This window comes from Mesorhizobium sp. B2-3-7 (assembly GCF_006442695.1).
Lineage (GTDB): Bacteria > Pseudomonadota > Alphaproteobacteria > Rhizobiales > Rhizobiaceae > Mesorhizobium.
This window is the reverse complement of the sequence record NZ_VFVV01000009.1, coordinates 254569-271775: the sequence shown is the minus strand read 5'-3', so window position 1 is coordinate 271775 and position 17207 is coordinate 254569. Positions and strand designations below refer to the sequence as shown.

General features: G+C 64.3%; 13 protein-coding genes and 1 pseudogene. 11 read left to right on the top strand and 3 right to left on the bottom strand.

Annotation, left to right across the window (positions count from 1 at the left end; all coding sequences use genetic code 11):
• Positions 1-73: 73 nt before the first annotated feature.
• From FJ940_RS19675 to FJ940_RS19665, 3 genes are read right to left on the bottom strand one after another with little or no spacing between them, the layout of a single operon-like run.
• Positions 74-1630, bottom strand: coding sequence for a trimethylamine methyltransferase family protein (locus tag FJ940_RS19675; protein WP_246671046.1), 1557 nt, complete (start codon positions 1628-1630; stop codon positions 74-76).
• A 14-nt stretch (positions 1631-1644) separates the two neighbouring features.
• Complete coding sequence (locus FJ940_RS19670; RefSeq protein ID WP_140657598.1) at positions 1645-4110, bottom strand: FAD-dependent oxidoreductase; 2466 nt, start codon at positions 4108-4110, stop codon at positions 1645-1647.
• Entirely contained in the window at positions 4107-6554 is a 2448-nt protein-coding gene (locus tag FJ940_RS19665) for an FAD-dependent oxidoreductase (RefSeq protein ID WP_210242430.1), read from the bottom strand. Before FJ940_RS19665 ends, FJ940_RS19670 begins: the two co-directional genes overlap by 4 nt.
• Before the next feature lie 118 nt (positions 6555-6672).
• On the opposite strand from FJ940_RS19665, the gene FJ940_RS19660 reads away from it, so the two are divergent.
• The 11 genes and pseudogenes from FJ940_RS19660 to FJ940_RS19615 all read left to right on the top strand — a co-directional run bounded on the left by FJ940_RS19660 (position 6673) and on the right by FJ940_RS19615 (position 17206).
• A complete protein-coding gene (locus FJ940_RS19660; RefSeq protein ID WP_140500683.1) occupies positions 6673-7650 on the top strand; it encodes a LysR family transcriptional regulator in 978 nt (325 codons plus the stop codon).
• A gap of 97 nt (positions 7651-7747) precedes the next feature.
• On the top strand, positions 7748-9079 hold the full coding sequence (locus FJ940_RS19655; protein WP_140500682.1) for an aspartate aminotransferase family protein: 1332 nt from the start codon (positions 7748-7750) through the stop codon (positions 9077-9079).
• A 154-nt stretch (positions 9080-9233) separates the two neighbouring features.
• A pseudogene (locus tag FJ940_RS28855) lies at positions 9234-9344 on the top strand (integrase); the annotation flags it as partial.
• Between the two features lie 223 nt (positions 9345-9567).
• Positions 9568-11049: a PLP-dependent aminotransferase family protein gene (locus tag FJ940_RS19650; protein WP_140657592.1), complete on the top strand. Its 1482-nt coding sequence runs from the start codon at positions 9568-9570 to the stop codon at positions 11047-11049.
• 129 nt (positions 11050-11178) lie between these two features.
• The gene (locus FJ940_RS19645) at positions 11179-11943 is read left to right on the top strand and encodes an ATP-binding cassette domain-containing protein (RefSeq protein ID WP_140500680.1); all 765 of its coding nucleotides are present in this window, start codon (positions 11179-11181) and stop codon (positions 11941-11943) included.
• A gap of 25 nt (positions 11944-11968) precedes the next feature.
• Positions 11969-12760, top strand: coding sequence for a transporter substrate-binding domain-containing protein (locus tag FJ940_RS19640; protein ID WP_181168452.1), 792 nt, complete (start codon positions 11969-11971; stop codon positions 12758-12760).
• Between the two features lie 77 nt (positions 12761-12837).
• Positions 12838-13536 (top strand): ABC transporter permease subunit, encoded by a 699-nt coding sequence (locus FJ940_RS19635; RefSeq protein ID WP_140657590.1) that lies wholly within the window; start codon positions 12838-12840, stop codon positions 13534-13536.
• Positions 13533-14267, top strand: a complete 735-nt coding sequence (locus tag FJ940_RS19630; RefSeq protein WP_140657588.1) for an ABC transporter permease — start codon at positions 13533-13535, stop codon at positions 14265-14267. Before FJ940_RS19635 ends, FJ940_RS19630 begins: the two co-directional genes overlap by 4 nt.
• Positions 14254-15063 (top strand): histidinol-phosphatase, encoded by an 810-nt coding sequence (gene hisN, locus FJ940_RS19625; protein WP_140657586.1) that lies wholly within the window; start codon positions 14254-14256, stop codon positions 15061-15063. Before FJ940_RS19630 ends, hisN begins: the two co-directional genes overlap by 14 nt.
• Before the next feature lie 20 nt (positions 15064-15083).
• Positions 15084-16208, top strand: coding sequence for an aminotransferase class I/II-fold pyridoxal phosphate-dependent enzyme (locus FJ940_RS19620; RefSeq protein ID WP_140500675.1), 1125 nt, complete (start codon positions 15084-15086; stop codon positions 16206-16208).
• Between the two features lie 11 nt (positions 16209-16219).
• On the top strand, positions 16220-17206 hold the full coding sequence (locus FJ940_RS19615) for an ornithine cyclodeaminase family protein (protein WP_140657584.1): 987 nt from the start codon (positions 16220-16222) through the stop codon (positions 17204-17206).
• Position 17207: the final 1 nt, after the last annotated feature.

Sequence of the window (17207 nt, the reverse complement as noted above, 5' to 3'; positions counted from 1 at the left end):
GCACGGTCACTTCAACCGAATGCCGAAATTACTTCACTGAGGCCGGATATGCCCAACCTAAATTCATCCCGCTCTAGAAATAAGCCTGGTCCGGCTCGCTGGTCTTGCGGTTGGCGATGAAGGCCCGGAGCGCTTCGTCGATCGCCGGATCGAGCCCCGGATCCTGGTAGTCGTCGAGCAGCCTCTTCCATTGCCGGTTGGCGCGTTGCGCGGCGTCGAGCCGGCCGTCCTCGTTCCATTGCTCGAAGGAATTGTTGTCGCTGCTGGTGGAGCGATAGAAGGCCGAGAGGAAATTGGACTGCGTATGCGCACTGCCCAGGAAATGCGATCCCGGCCCGACCGCTTCGATCGCCTCCATCGCCTGCGCATTGAGCGACAGATCGATGCCTTCGAACAGGCTGGCGACCTTGCCGCAGAGATCGGCGTCGATGACCGTCTTTTCGAAACCGGTGACCAGTCCGCCCTCGAGCCAGCCGGTGGCGTGGTTGATCACGTTGGCGCCGGCAAACATCGACATCAATATGCCCCATGTCGCTTCCTGCTCGGCCTGTGCGTCGGGAAGCTTTGAGGCCGACAGCGAACCGACGGTGTGGAACGGCACGCCGACGCGACGCGCCAACTGCCCGCAGGCGAGCACCATCTTGCCCGCTTCCGGCGTCCCGAATGTCGGCGCTCCACTCTGCATCGAGATCGTGCTGGCAAAGCTTCCCATCAGGCAGGGCGCGCCGGGGTTGATCAGCTGTACGAGGCTGAGACAGGCGAGCGCCTCGGCCAGCACCTGCGCCAGCGTGCCGGCGACCGTGCACGGGCTCATCGCGCCGGCCAGCGTCCATGGCGTGCAGGCGACCGGCTGGTTGTTGCGGGCGCAGACCTTCAGCGAACCCGACATGTTGGCGTCGAGCACCAGCGGCGCATTGGTGTTGGAGACGTTGTAGAGCACAGCGTTGTTGGCGACGAACTCCTCGCCGAAGACGATCTTGGCCATGTCGACCGCGTCCTGTGCTCGCCTCGAACCGATGAACGCGCCCATGAAGGCACGGTCCGAATGGCGGATGTGGGTGTAGAGCATGTCGAGATGACGCTTGTTGGCCGGCAGGTCGACAGGCTCGCAAACGACGCCGCCCGAATGATGTAGATGCGGGATCATCTGATGGATCTTCACCAGATCGCGGAAGTCCGCAATCGTGGCGTAGCGCCGTCCGCGATCGAGATCGTGGACGAAGGGCGGTCCCCACGACGGACACAGCACGGTGTTGTCGCCGCCGATCACCACCGTGTTGGCTGGGTTGCGAGCGTGCTGCTTGAATTGCGAAGGCGCGGTGGCGCGGATGATCGTGCGGCACATGCCGGGCTCGAAGCGAACCCTGGTGCCCTGCACGTCGGCGCCTGCATCGCGAAAGATGTCGAGGATCTCGGGATCGTCATGGAACTCCATGCCGACCTCCTTGAGCAGCCGGTCGGCATTCGCCTCGATCAGGCTCAGGCCTTCCTCGTCGAGGATATTGAACGTGCCGATCCGCCGGCTGATGTAGGCACGCCGCGGCGCCTGCTGGGCCAGGCGCTGGCCTTGCCTTCCCGCTCGGCCCCCGCTTCGTGGCGCTGGAGCGTCGATCATCGCGTCCTTGTCCATTTTCGTCTCCGTGATCAGGCAGGCATGAAGGCGGCCGGCGCATCGGCCTGAAGGCCGCGCAGCCGCAGATTGTCCGGATCGTAAGGCGCTTTCTTCAGCTCCCGCGCCGTCAGTTCCCTGCCGAGGATCGAGACGGTCAGGCCTTCAGCCGCAACACCGGGTCGCAGATAGGCGAGCGCAACGGTCTTGCCGGTGCGGAAGCCGTGGCTGCCGGAGGTAACGACCCCGACCGGGCGCCCCGCCTGCACCACGGCGTGGGCGTAGAACGGCAGCCTCTCGCCGTCGTCATCGATCTCGAGCAGCAGCATGGACCAGGCGCTTTCGCCGATGCGCTCCAGCATCGCCTCACGGCCGACGAACGTCCGGTTGTCAGTCTTGACCAGCGCACCCAGCCCAGCCTCCAGCGGCGTACGTTCGGTGGTCAGGTCGGCGCCCCAAGCACGATAACCTTTTTCCAACCGCATCGCGTTGAGCGCGTAGATGCCGAACGGACGCAGGTCGAACTGCGTTCCGACCTTGGTGATCGCTTCGTAGAGCTTGCCGAACTGCGCCAACTGAACGTGCAGTTCCCATCCGAGCTCACCGGCATAAGAGACCCGGAGCGCTGCCGTCTTGATGCCGGCCACGCGGATGATCTGCGCGGAAAGCCAGGGGAATGCAGCATTCGATAGATCGGCTTCGCAGATCTTTCCCAAGAGGTCACGGGCACGCGGCCCCATCACGCCGAGCACGCCGCGCCTCTCGGTGACGTTGTCGATCGTCACACCTGGAAAGGCTGCGGCGCGTGAGCGTAGCAGACCTTCGTCATGTCGCTCCGCAAGTGCTGCGCTGGTCAAGTAGAACCCATCGTCGCCGAGTCGGGTCACGGTAAATTCCGACGCCACGCCGCCCTTTGCCGTCAGCGCGTGAATGAGCCCGATGCGGCCGTGACGTTCCGGTGGTCGGTTGGCGCCGAGCGAAGCCATGAAGGCGCTGGCGCCTGGTCCGCCGATCTCGAATTTGGAGAAGGCCGAAAGGTCGATGGCGCCGACGCTGGCCTGCACGTCACGGCACTCGCCGCGCACCGCGTCGAACCAGCCGGGCTTGCGGAAGGTCAGTGGCGGGTCACGGTCGGCGCCGTTGGCAGCGAACCAGTTCGGCCGCTCCCAGCCATAGGCGGCGCCCAGCACTGCCCCCTGGCTTCTCTGAAGTTCGAGCGCCGGCGTCGTGCGGCGCGGGCGGCCGGCCTCGCGTTCCTCGTTGGGATAGTGGATGCCGAATTGCAGGCCGAACCCTTCCACCGCCTTGTCGATGCGATAGTCGCGGTCGGCATAATTGCCGAAGCGGCGTGGGTCGATGGCAAGCGCATCCATTGGCGGTGATCCGTCGACGATCCAGTCGGCGAGAAAGCGACCGGCGCCGCCGCCTTCCATCACGCCCATGCTTGAGCCGGTGAGCAGCCAGGCATTGCCGAGGCCGAATGCCGGACCGACCAGCGGATTGGCATCCGGCGTGAAGGTGATCGGCCCGTTGACCACCGTCTTGATGCCGGCATTGGCGAGTGCCGGGACACGCTCCATCGCCAGCGCGATGATGTGCTCGACCCGATCCAGGTCGGGCGGCAGCAAGTCCATGCCGAATTCTGGTGGCACGCCATCGACCGCCCAGGGGTGAGCCGACTTTTCATAGGGGCCGACGATAAAGCCGTCGCGCTCCTGGCGCAGATACCAGCTTTCTTCCGGATCGCGGATGATCGGCAGTTCCTTGGCGCCGGCGGCGATCCGGTCGGCAATCTCGGGGACGGTATCGGTCACGACATATTGGTGCAGCATCGGCACCACGGGCAGGTCGAGCCCCATCATGGCGCCAATCTCGCGGCACCATGTGCCGGCCGCGTTCACCACATGCTCCGCGACAATGTCACCCTGTTGTGTGCGGACCAGCCACTCGCCCGATGGCTTGCGCTCGATTGCCAGGACCGGATTGTGGCGCACGATCTCGGCGCCGCGCGAGCGCGCGCCGCTGGCCATTGCGTTGGTCGCCAGCGTCGGATCGACATGACCGTCATTGGGCTCGTAGATCGCGCCGATGATGCCGTCGGTATGGCAGAGCGGATAGATCTGCTTGAGCTCATCGGGACTGAGAATGTGGAAGTCATGGCCGACGAACCGGCCAAGCCCCTGCACATGGCGGAATTCGTCAATGCGCTCCGGCGAGCGCGTAATGCGCAATGCGCCGCTTGGGTGGAAACCTGTCGGCAACCCGGTCTCGGCGGTCAGGATTTCGCGATAGAGCCGCACCGAATGCGCGCGCATCTCCATGATCGTCGCATTGTGGGCGAAATGCGTGCAGAGCCCGGCGGCGTGCCAGGTCGAGCCTGCTGTCAGCTCCTGCCTCTCGACGAGCATGACATCGCTCCAGCCGCGCTTGGCCAGGTGATAGAGCAGCGACACGCCCATGGCGCCGCCGCCGATAACGACCACGCGGGCCTGTTGTCTCATGAATTTTCCTCCGCGCTTACGCGCATGCGCGATCCGGTTGGGTCATAGGGTGGCTTGTCGAGTGGGCGCAGCCTGTAGCGCGCACCGGCCACCGCGATCTGGTAGTCGCAGGCAAGCAGCTGCGTTTTCGTCTCGCCTGGATCACAGGCAACGTAGCCCAGGCAAAGGCTGAGCCCCGTGCGAACGCCGAGGCCACCTGACGTCGTCAACCCGGCAAGTTTGCCGTCGCGATAGATCGGTTCGTCATGCAGCAGAAGCGGATTGTCGCCGTCGACGGCGAAATGCATGAGCCGGCGCTTCAGGCCATCGGCCTTCTGCTTCAGCAGGGCATCGCGGCCGATGAAATCATCCCTCTTCCAGGACACCGCGAAGGACAGGCCCGCCTCCAGCGGCGTGTCCTTCGGCCCGATATCATGGCCCCAATGGCGATAGCCCTTTTCCAACCGGCAGCCATCCAGCGCGTAGTGGCCACAAAAGGTCAGGCCATGGGCGCCGCCCGCTGAGACGATCATGGCAAGCAGGCTCTCGGCGTGTTCGACCGGCACATAAAGCTCGAAGCCGAGCTCGCCGACAAAGCTGACTCGGGTCGCCCGCACATTCGCGGTGCCGATGTCGATGCGGCGCGAAGTCGAGAACGGGAAGGCTGCGTCCGAAAGATCGACGTCAGTCAGGCTCTGCAGCAGCGCCCGCGAATTCGGCCCCATGACCCCGAGAACGGCCTCCGCGGACGTGGCGTCGAAGACCGAGACGTTGAGACCAAGATCCTCAGCATGGCGCGCGATCCAGGCAAAATCTTTCTGTCTGGTCGCGGCACCTGAAATAACCCGGAAGCCGTGCTCGTCGACTCGCGTGACCGTCACATCGGCCTCGATGCCGCCGCGTGCGTTGAGCATCTGCGCATAGACGGCGCGGCCTTCGGGCCTGTCGACGTCCCCCGCGCACAGGCTTTGCATCAGCTGGATCGCGTCGCGTCCACGCACATCGATCTTGGTGAAGGGCGAAAGCTCGAACAGGCCAACGCCTTGCGCCATTCGCTCGGCTTCGGCCTTGGCCGGGCTCCACCATTTCTGAGCGCCGACGGAATAGCCGCGCGTCTCCGTGCCGCCGAACCAGAGCGGTCGCTCCCAGCCGGTCGGCGCGCCGAACACAGCACCCGCTTCGGCGAACGTACGGTGAAAGGCGGAACGCCGCACCTCGCGCCCGGCGGCGGCCTGCTTGTAAGGCCAATGCATGCGGAAGAGGTCGGCAACCGCTTCCTCCATCCTGGCGCCGACGAAAGAGCGCGCCGCGGCGGCGCGGTCGAAGCGGGCGATGTCAAGCGCCCACAGATCGAGGCTGGGCTCGCCGTCGACGATCCATTCGGCCATGGCCTTGCCGGCGCCGGCCGACGACATCATGCCTGTCGAGTTGAAGCCGGCGGCGACATAGAAGCCGCGCAGATAGGGCGACTCGCCCATCAGCGGCCGCGTGTCGGGGGTAAAACTCTCCGGGCCATTCATGAAGTGCCTGATGCCGGTCTGCGACAGCGCCGGCAGGAGTTTCAGCCCGGCCGACATGAAAGGCTCGAACTGCTCCCAATCCTCGGGCAGTTCGAGGAATGGCCTGTCGCCAACCGGTCCGCGAACGTCGAAGAGCTTGGCGTTCGGCTCGAAGCCGCCCAGCACCAGCTTGCCCGAATCACCCTTGATGTAGATGCCTTCGTCGAGGTCGCGCAGGATGGGAAACGGATCCTGCAGGCCGGCGATCGGCTCCGTCACGACATACATGTGCTCGACGGCCTGCAGCGGCACAGGAACGTCGGCGAGCGCGCCGATATCGCGCGCCCAGGCGCCGGCACAGTTGACGACGGTCTCGCAATCGATGGTGGCGCCGGAGGCCAGCTTGACGCCAGCGACCCGGCCGTTGCGGGTCACGATGCCCGAACAGGCTAACCCCTTGAGGATGCGGATACCGGCGGCGCGGGCCCGTTTTGCATAGGCCGCACAGATATCAACTGGATTGGCCTGGCCGTCTTCCTCGACCCGCAGCGCGCCCTCGACGCCATCGGTGACGATGCCGCGCACGTGCTCGGCCACGCCCGCCTGATCGACAATCTCAACGGTGAGGCCGCAGACATCGCCCAAATGCGCGATGCGCTTCAGTTCGTCCATGCGCTCCGCACGTCGCGCCAGCCACAGGCCGCCGGTGCGGCGGTAGCCGGACGCCTGGCCCGTCACTTTCTCGAGGCGTGGAAACAGCTCGGTCGCATATTGCGCCAGCCTTGTCAGGTTGAGGCTGGCGCGTAACGGACCGACGATTCCGGCGGCGTGCCAGGATGTGCCGCTGGTCAGTTGGTGGCGCTCCAGAAGGACGACATCGCTCACGCCCAGTTCGGCAAGGTGATAAGCTATGCCGAGGCCAATGACACCGCCGCCAATGATCACGATGCGTGCGCTGCCATTCACCTTGTGGGATACCTTCGCTGGATTGGAACAGCGCGATCTTTTCCCGCTAAACCACTTGCGCTCAACCCAAATTCGCAACATTAGGAAAACTTATGATGCTTCACGGGCGGAGTTGCGGGTGAAGAGCGGCAGTTTCGATTTCAACCTTTTCCGATCGATCGAGGTTTTCGTCGCCATCGTCGAGACCAGGCACGTCACCCAGGCGGCACAGATGCTGGGCATGACGCAATCGGCCGCTTCGCAGCATCTGAAGAACCTGGAAAGCGCGCTCGGCGTCAGCCTGATCGATCGCAATTTGCGGCCGATCGAGCTCACCAAAGCCGGCATCGCGCTGCATCGCCGCGCCGTTGCCATACTGGCCGAGGTCGAGGGCCTGCGCACCGACGCGCGGCGCGTCAATGCAGCACCGCTGCCGCTGTTGCGCATCGCGCTTCTGGCGTCGATCGCGACAACGCTGGCGCCGGCGCTTTCGGTCCTTGCCCGCAAGGGTTTCGGCATTCCCGAGCTCAGCCTGTTCGCGGGTTTGGCGACCGACCACGTCGCCTTGCTGCGGGCCCGCCGCGCCGACCTCGCCGTCACCTCCGGCGAGCTGTTCGAGATTGAGGGACTGACACGTTATCCTGTGATGACCGAAAAATTCCTGCTGGTGACGCCAAAGGGTTTTGCCGGCGATGTCGGTGACATCGTCAAGCTCTCCAAGAAGCTCGCCTTCGTGCGCTTCTCGCGCGAGACGCCGGTTGGCCTGCGCGTCGACCAGCATCTGAGCCGCCTGCGCATCGAGATCCCGCGTGCTATGGAAGGTGACCGCTCCAGCGTGGTGATGGCGCCGGTCGCGGCCGGCATGGGCTTTGCGATCCTGACGCCGACCCTGCTCATCGACGGGCTGGCGGAGGGTATGGAGATTGACGTCCATCCCTTGCCGTTCACCGGGCTGTCGCGCAACATCCTTCTGGTCGCGCGCGAGCGGGAGCTCGGAAACCTCCCCGAGGCTTTCGCCACGCGTACCGCGGAAGTGCTGACCAACGCGATCAGCACCCGCCTGCCTGGCCTTCCCGCCGACTGCTATGCCGTCGATCGCCCCTCGTCGCATGACTAATCAACTCCATCAGTTATCCTGATAAGGAGGTTTGGCGGTGTGCGCGCCGCGCATTCCGTGTTTTCAATCCAGGAGTTCGCAACACGGGAGACACGGCATGAACGCTCCGCACGTCCATTCCAACCTGGACATCGACTGGTCGACCGAGGCCATCGTCGATCGGCGGAACCGCTTCTATTCGGCCACGCAGCGCAAGTTCGTACCTTACAAGGACCCGCTGATCCTCAAGCGCGGCAAGGGCCAGTATGTCTGGGACGAGAAGGATCGTAAATACATCGACCTGCTCGGCATGAATCTTTGCATCTCGGTCGGCCACGCGCATCCGCAGGTGGTCAAGGCGGCCACCGAGCAACTGGCGGAACTGACGCATTGCACGACGATGTTCTACCACCCGGTTCCGGCTCAGTACGCGGAGGAACTGGTGGCAACGATGCCGGCCGGTCACGATTGGGTCGTACATTTCACCAACAGCGGGGCCGAAGCTATCGATCTTGCGCTGCTGATGGCGCGCTCGCATACCGGCAACATCGACATGCTGGCGCTTGCCTCGAGCTATCACGGCGCCACTTTCGGCGCGCAGTCGGTGACCGGGATAGCGGGTTTTCGCCATCCCGTGCCCCAGCTTGGCGGGGTCACTTTCGTGGCCGAGCCCAACCAGTATCGCGGCATTCATGGCGAAGGCTTGCAGCCCTATCTCGACGAGGTCGAGCGCGCCATAGCGAGTTCAACCAGCGGCGGGCTGGCCGGCATGATTATCGAGCCGGTGCAGGGCTATGGCGGCATCGTGCCGATGCCGCCGGGCTACATTGCCGGCGCTGTCGAGCGTGTCCGCGCGGCCGGCGGTCTCTGTATCATTGATGAAGTGCAATCCGGTGTCGCCCGAACCGGCGATGCCTTCTGGGCGTTTGAATCCCATGGCATTGTGCCCGATATCGTCGTCATCGCCAAAGGTGTGGGCAACGGCATCCCGCTCGGCGCGGTCATCGCCAAGCGAGATGTCGCTGAATCCATGGCCGATAAATTTCTGTTCCACACCTATGGCGCCAATCCGGTGGCATGCGCGGCCGGCCGAGCCGTGCTAAAGGTCATAAAAGAGGAACGACTCCAGGAGAACGCCCGGGATGTTGGCGCGGTGCTCAAGGGTCGCCTTAACGACATGAAGGAGCGCTTTCCAATCATCGGCGATATCAGGGGCCGTGGGCTTATGCTTGCGATCGAACTCGTCAAGGACGGCGCGACGAAAGAGCCGGCGCCGGAGGAGACGCTCGCCATTTTCGAGGAAACGCGCCGCAACGGGCTCGTCGCCAGCCGCTCGGGACCGTACCGCAATGTCATCCGCATGTGTCCGCCGCTTTGCTTAGCAATGTCCGATATCGAGGATGTCGTCGACCGCTTCGAAAAAAGCTTTGCGGCATTCAGCGGTCAATAACGGTTCCTGTGCTCGGAGGGGCACAAACCTTTGGCGGCGGCTGAGCAGCAGAGAGAATCATTCGGAAAGGACCGGGCCCGCCCAAACCGGCTCTGTCGACGTGCGGAGGCTGAGCTGTCAGAAACATGCTTGTTGGATTGAGGTCAGTTATCCTCTGGGAGCCATCCAGTCTTTGCTCGGTCATAGCAAGATCGTGAACACGGTCCGCTATCTGGGAGTCGATGTAGAAGATGCTCTCGAACTTGCCGAGGCAACTGAGGTGTGATCAAGAGCGGCTCCACTTCACGAGTGGAGCCGTGAACAATTTGCGCGTGCATCTCGGCCATTTGGTGAACGCTGCCAGTGGCTGAAAGCTGGCATTCGACGCATGCAGAGAAGGCTTTCTGCTCATCGTTCGTCATGTGATAGGGTGATTTCAATTCGATAGGAAGATCATCCTTATGGCTGCGTCGCCGCTCGTGAGGTCCCGCCGTAGCCGGTGAACAGACATGCACGCTTTCAACTATCCCAGCTGGAACAGGATCGTCTTCGACCGCAGCCGTGGCACGCCGTTGAACGAGCAACTTTTCGAGCAGTTACGCCGCTGGATACGGGATGGCATCGTGGCGCCAGGAGCGCGCCTGCCGCCAAGCCGCGTCATGGCCGAGGAACTCGGGCTCTCGCGCAACACCGTTGTCCTCGCCTATGAGCGACTTGCCACGGAGGGCTATGTCGCACGTCGGATCGGCGCCGGCACCTTCGTCGAAACCATGCTGCCGGAAGACAATCACCCCCGAGCCGAGACGGCGGTCATACCGGTGTCAGGTCCAAATGCGCTCCCGGCACCCTCGCGCCGCGGCCAGGCGCTGCTCGACATGAACCTGCCAGCCGAACGCATCGAGACCTACGATCTCAGCGCCGGCGTGCCGGCGCTGAACGAGTTCCCCTATGACGAGTTCGCTCAGATCGCTAGCCGCCGCTGGCGCGAGCACGCCAGCGCCCACACCGGCTATGACTATTCGCGCGGCGCGCCACTGCTGGCCACCCGCATCGCGGGCTATCTGGCGGAGGCTAAAGCGATCAACTGTCGTCCCGAACAGATCATCGTCATCGGCAATACGCTGCAAGCGGCCGCTCTCGCGTCTCATGTTCTGCTCGACCGCGGCGACACCGTTCTGGTCGAGGATCCTTGCCACATGCCCGAGATCGCCACGCTGGAAGCCTTCGGCCTTGTCACCGTTCCCGCCCCGCTCGACAGGCAAGGCTTCGACACAGAAGCCGCCGGCGTGATGGTCCGAGAGGCGCGTATGGCCGTTGTCTCCCCGACCGAGCAATGGCCGTTCGGCTGCACGATGACGGCGGATCGCCGGCAAAAGCTGCTTGATTGGGCGGCGGACCGGCCCGGCTGGATATTCGAGGATGATTCCAATAGCGAGATCCGCTGGTCGGGCGAAGCGCAGACGACGCTCTACGCGCGCGATCCGCGGCGGGTCATCTATACCGGCTCGTTCAACCGCATGCTGGCGCCCGGCCTGCGGCTCGCCTATTTGATCGCGCCGATGCCGCTGGTCGAGGCGTTCGCCCTCGCCCAGCGTATTTTCTCCTTCTACGCACCGCTACCGGACCAGGCGCTGGTCGCCGACTTCATGGACCAGGGGCGACTCGCCTCGCACCTTCGGCGTATGCGCACCATCTACCGCGATCGCGCCGCCTGCCTGACACAATGCCTGCGCGCAAAGCTGCGAGACGGCTTCGATGTTCCCGACGTTCACGCCGGCCTGCACCTGACCGTCCACGCACGCGAACCGTTTGACGACGTGGCCGTATCGCGAACACTGCTCCAGAAGGGGCTGGACTGCCCACCACTCTCGCGCTACGCACGCCGGGAAACCAGGCCGAGGGGTCTTGTGCTGGGCTTCGGCAACACGTCGGTCCGCCGCATCCCGCGTTGCGTCGACATCCTCGCGCAGACTATCCTCGAACACGGTTGACGACGCATTCACAGCCCACGGGACTGGAATTGGTCCGCTGCCCGTCGGCGAAATTGGCTCTTTGGGCAGCCGCGCTTCCGGGACAATCTCCGTGTCCAGCCGATCGGGAGGCAAGGGCACCAAGTGGACATGGACCAAAACACCGTCCTGCGGGCAAATAACATCCGTAAGAGCTTCGGCGCTCTGGAAGTCTTGAAAGGCGTCGACCTGGTCGCCCATGCCCATGACGTGATCACCATGATCGGCGCCAGCGGGTCGGGCAAGAGCACCTTCCTGCGCTGCATGAATCTTCTGGAAATTCCCGACGCCGGCACGATCGCGGTGGAAGGCGAGGAATTGACGCTGGATCGCAGTTCGGGGCGCGCGAAGCTGAATGCGCGCCAGATCAATCGCATCCGCAGCCGCATCGGCATGGTCTTCCAGAGCTTCAATCTGTGGAGCCAGCGCACCGTGCTCGACAACGTGATGCTTGCACCGATGAAGGTGCTCGGCCTGTCCAAACAGGAGGCCCGGCAGCGAGCCGGGGCCTATCTCGCCAAGGTCGGGCTGTTCGAGAAGCGCGACCACTACCCCGCGCATATTTCCGGCGGCCAGCAGCAGCGCGTCGGCATCGCCCGCGCGCTGGCGATGGAGCCGAAGCTGATGCTGTTCGACGAGCCGACCTCCGCGCTCGACCCGGAACTGGTCGGCGAGGTGCTCTCGGTCATGCGCACGCTCGCCGAAGAAGGACGCACGATGATCGTCGTCACCCATGAAATAGGTTTCGCGCGCGAGATCTCGCGCGAGGTGCTCTTTCTCCACCAGGGCATGGTGGAGGAGCGCGGCCCGCCGGGACAGGTTCTCGGCGATCCGCAATCGGCGCGCTGCCGGGCCTTCCTGCAGCGCGTTCTTTGAACAGGACAAACAACAGGGGAACATGATGAAAAAACTTGTCTTGGTGCTTGCGGCCGGCCTCGCCGCCTTCGCCACGCAGGTCTCGGCGCGCGACCTGCGCGTCGGCAGTGAATGCACATACCCGCCGTTCAACTACAAGGACGCGAACGGCGAGTTGCGCGGCTTCGACATCGATGTCGCGAAGGAAGTTGTCAAGCGCCTCGGCGCCGACGCCTCCTTTGTCTGCATGCCTTTCGATTCGCTTATTCCGGGCCTTGTCGCCGGCAAGTTCGATCTTCTCGCCGCGTCGATGTCGATCACCGACGAGCGCAAGAAGAGCATCGACTTTTCGATCCCGTACCGCTCCTCCACCGCCCGGTTCGTCGGTCCGGACGGAAGCGATGCCAAGCCGCTGACGGACGACGGCAAGCCCAACCCCGATGGTCTCAAGGGCAAGACCATCGGGATCGAGCGTGCCTCAACTTACGAGAACTACATGCGAGACAACTTTCCTGAGGCCACGATCCAGCTCTACGACACGGCCGACAACATGCTGCTCGACCTGACCTCCAAGCGGACCGATCTCGTCTTCGCCGGCCCGATCAAGCTCGCCAACGACTTCCTCAACAAGGACCGAGGCAAGGGTTACAAATTCATCGGTCCGGAGATCAAGGACGTGAAGTATTTCGGGCCAGGCGTGGGCATCGGCATGCGCAAGGACGATGCCGGCCTGCGCGACGAGCTCGACAAGGCGATGAAGGCCATGATCGACGACGGCACGTTCAAGACCATCAACGACAAGTACTGGTCGTTCAGCGTGCTGCCGGCATCGAACTAGGCCGAGCCGTACGGTTCATCGCCGGCCATTTCACCCGATGGCCGGCGTCTTTCTTCTTGCCACCGCAGGAGCGGCAGATGGACATTTTCCAGGGATGGGGTTTGGAGGTCGCGAGCGGGCTCATGACCACCGTCGAGGTCGCGCTGCTGTCGCTGGCGGTCGGCCTCGTTTGGGGCATTCTCGGCGCGCTGGCACAGCTCTCCTCGAACTGTGTGCTGCGCGCCATCGGCCGGGGCTTCACTCTGGTCGTGCGCGGCACGCCCGAACTCCTCATCATCCTCATCGCCTATTTCGGCGGCACGGTGGCCCTGACCGGCTTGGCGAAGATGATTGACCCCAGCATCCGCTTTCTCGAAGTGCCGGCGATGCCGGCCGGCGTCTTCGCGCTCAGCCTGGTCTTCGGCGGCTACGCGGCCGAGGTGCTGCGCGGCGCCTATCTCGCCATTCCCAAGGGCGAGATCGAGGCGGCAGATGCCTTCGGCATGTCGGCCGCGACCAGCTTCATCCACATCCGCCTGCCGCTGATGTGGCGCTACGCGCTGCCCGGCCTCGGCAACAACTGGATCTCGCTCATCAAGGACACGTCGCTTATCTCCATCGTCGGGCTGGAGGAGCTGATGCGCATCTCCACCATGGCGACGCAGGTCAATGGCGAACCCTTCCGCTTCTACCTCGCCGCGGCGCTGATCTACCTCCTGCTCACCATACTGAACACCTCGATTGTCGACGCGCTGGAACGGCGTGCGACGCGCGGCGAGAGGAAGCTGGCGCGATGAACTTCGAGCTTATGGTCGAGAGCTTGCCGGCGCTGCTGTCGGCCACCGTCACGACGATCGAACTGCTCGTCGCCTCACTCTTCTGCGGCATGGCGGTGGCACTTCCCGTCGCCATCCTGCGCGTCAGCGGCCCGGCGCCGGTGCGCCTCCTGCTGCACTGGTACATTTACTTCTTCCGCGGCACGCCGCTCCTGGTCCAGATATTCCTTGTCTATTACGGTCTCGCCCAGCTCGAGGTCGTTCGCGACAGCTTTCTGTGGCCATATCTGCGCCAGGCCTGGGTGTGCGCCATTCTGACCTTCAGCCTGAACACGGCCGCCTACACCGCCTACATCCTGCGCGGCGCCATCGAGGCGGTGCCAGCCGGTGAGATCGAGGCGGCGCGTGCCTGCGGCATGTCGACGGCGTTGACCTACCGCACGATCATCCTGCCGGGCGCCTTCCGCATCGCCCTGCCGGCTTACGGCAACGAGGTGGTCAGCATGCTGAAATCCACATCACTCGCCTCGACCATCACCGTCATGGAGCTGACCGGCGCCGCCAACACGATCGTCGCCCGCACCTTCGCGCCCTATGAGCTCTTCATCACCGCGGCGCTTATCTACCTCACCATTACCTACGTGCTCACCACGGCGTTGCGCGCCCTCGAATACAGGCTTTCACGACACACGCGTCCTCTGGACGAACCCGCAACCCCACCCATAGAGGGAGCCGACAATGCCGGCATCTGACCCCAAGACCTTTACGGCTTTCGCCGGTTCGCTGGCAGACGTCAGCCGGGCGACAATCCAGGAAGCGCTCAGCGAGCAACACGGCTTCGTTTCCAAGGGCGATGCAAGCCCTGTCACCGCGGTAGACCGGGAGGTCGAGGAGAGGCTGCGCGCGCGCATCCAGGAGGCGTATCCCGACCACGGCATCCTTGGCGAGGAATTTGGGTCCGTCGGCCTCGACGCGGAATGGGTCTGGGTCATCGATCCGATCGACGGCACCAAAGCCTTCATCACCGGCATTCCGACCTTCGGCACGCTGATCGCGCTGGCCCGCAACGGCGTTCCCATGCTCGGGGTCATCGACAATCCCGTCACCAACGAGCGCTGGCTGGGCGCCGACGGTTCGCCGACCACCCTCAACGGCAAGCCCGTACGCACGCGCGCCTGCCAGGAACTTAGCGAGGCCCTTGTCGGCAACGGCAACCCGGAATCCTTCGACGACAAGGATACGGCCGCCTACAAGAGGCTGCGCCGCCAGGTGCGCTGGAGCGTCTATGGCGGCGGTTGCCATGCCTATGGCCGCGTCGCCGACGGCGCGCTGGACATCAATGTGGACGGGGGGCTGGACGCCTTCGATTATTGCGCACTGATCCCGATCGTGCGTAACGCCGGTGGCGTCATGACCGACTGGCAGGGCGGCGAGCTGACGATCCGTTCCGGCCGCCGTTCCGTCGTGGCCAGCGCCACACCTGAGTTGCACAGAACTGTGCTAGGCATCCTGGCCAACGCGACCTCACCGGCCCGCGCGGCTTCCTGAAGAAGAGGAATCGTACACACATGCAGATCGAAGAATTCACCCTCGAACGCATCCAGTCGCTCTACGAGAACATCGTCGAGTACAACCTCTCCGATAGCGGGGTACACCCCTATTCGCTCAACGAACTGCTGAGCCCGGAGGAACGCGAAAAGGTGCTTGCCGCCGAACTCGGTTACGGCTGGACGAACGGTGCCGTCGTCCTTCGCGAGGCGATCGCGGCCACATACAAGAATCGTACGGCCGACGAGGTGATGGTCACCAACGGCTCGGCCGAAGCCAATTTTCTGATGGCGATGACGCTGCTGGAGCCGGGCGACGAGATCATCGTCGTCGTCCCCAACTACCTGCAGATCAGGGGATGGGCGAAGGCGCTCGGCGCGGTGGTACGTGATGTGCCGCTGCGCGAGGAACTGGGCTGGCTGCCCGATCCGGCCGACATCCGCGCGGCGATTTCGCCCCGCACCAAGGTCATCACGCTCTGCACGCCCAACAATCCGACCGGACGCGTGGTGCCGGCGGACCTGCTCGGGGAAATTGTGGCCATCGCACGCACCAACGGCATCTGGCTACATACGGACGAGGTCTACAAGGGAGCCGAATACGGTACCCTCGAGCCGCCGAGCAGCGTCGACCTTTATGAGAAAGCCATCGTCACCAGCGGCTTGTCGAAGGCGATGGCGATGCCGGGCCTGCGCATCGGCTGGCTGGTCGGCCCCGCTGCCGAGATCTATGCCTCCTGGCAGCGCAAGGACTATACCTCCATCACTACCGGCGCGGTCAGCGAACTGGTCGCGTCGATGGTGTTGCAGCCGGCGCGCCGCAAGGCGATCCTCGACCGCAGCCGGGACCTCCTGTCACGCAATGTCGACATGATGGTGCGCTGGGTCCGCGCCAACGAGGGGCTGGTCTCGCTGGCGCCGCCGCAGGCAGGCGGCATGGCATTCGTGCGCTATCACTTGCCGATAAATTCGACCGAGCTGGCGCATCGCGTCAAGGACGAGCAGGGCGTGCTTGTCGCGCCGGGCGACGTCTACGGCATGGACGGCTATTTCCGCGTCGGCATCGGCGCGCCGGCGCATGTCCTGGAAGGCGGGTTGGAACGTGTGCAGCTCTTCCTGCGCGGCCTTGCCCGCTCGGCGGCCTGAACGGAACGACCATGGCTAGGCCAGCCACAAACATGCCGCTCATCCTCGACCGGGCGGAGATCCTGCGGCGGCTCGACCACGCCGCCGGTATTGCGGCCGTTCGCGAAAGCCTCGTCGCCTACAGCGCCGGGGCAGTCCAGCAGCCGCCCGTCGTCCACATGGGATTCGCGGCGGCGAACGGCGATTGCCATGTGAAATGCGCCCATGTATCGGGCGCGTCGATCTTCGTCGTCAAAGTCGCGACTGGGTTCTACGACAATCCGACCAAGGGCCTTCCAAGCGGCAACGGCATGATGGTGGCGCTGTCGGCCACGACAGGCGAACCGGTAGCGCTGCTGTTCGACCAAGGCATGCTGACCGACTGGCGCACTGGCTATGCCGGCGCGCTGGCGACCCGGCTGTGCTGGCCTAAGGGCGCGACGCGCCTCGGCATCGTCGGCACCGGAACCCAGGCACGCATGCAGTTACGCGCGCTGCGAGCGCTGGCTCACGGCGAGCCGCTTTCGGTCGCGGTATGGGGCCGCTCGCCAGCGGCGGCGGGACGCTTCGCCGCCGACGTGGCCGACCTTGGCCTCCAGGTATCGCCAGTCGGCTCGCTCGCCGACCTTTGTTCCGATTCACAAGTGATTGTCACCACGACGCCCGCGACCGCGCCGCTGGTGCGCGCTGAATGGATCGCGCCCGGCACGCACATTACAGCCATCGGAGCCGATGCGCCCGGCAAACAGGAATTGGAGAATACGCTGGTCGCGCGCGCCAACACGTTGCTCGCCGATTCGGCCCTGCAGAGCATCGACCATGGCGAGTTCGCTCATGCCATCGCGGCCGGCCTCGTCGAGCCAGAGCGGATCGGTGAGATCGGCGTATCGCTGCGGACTGGCTCATTGACGCGCAAGCCTGGTGACATCAGCATCGCCGACCTGACCGGCCTCGGCGCAGAGGACGCGGCAATCGCCAGCGCCATCCTCGCGAGCGCCGGCACAGCCGCAAACTCTTGAC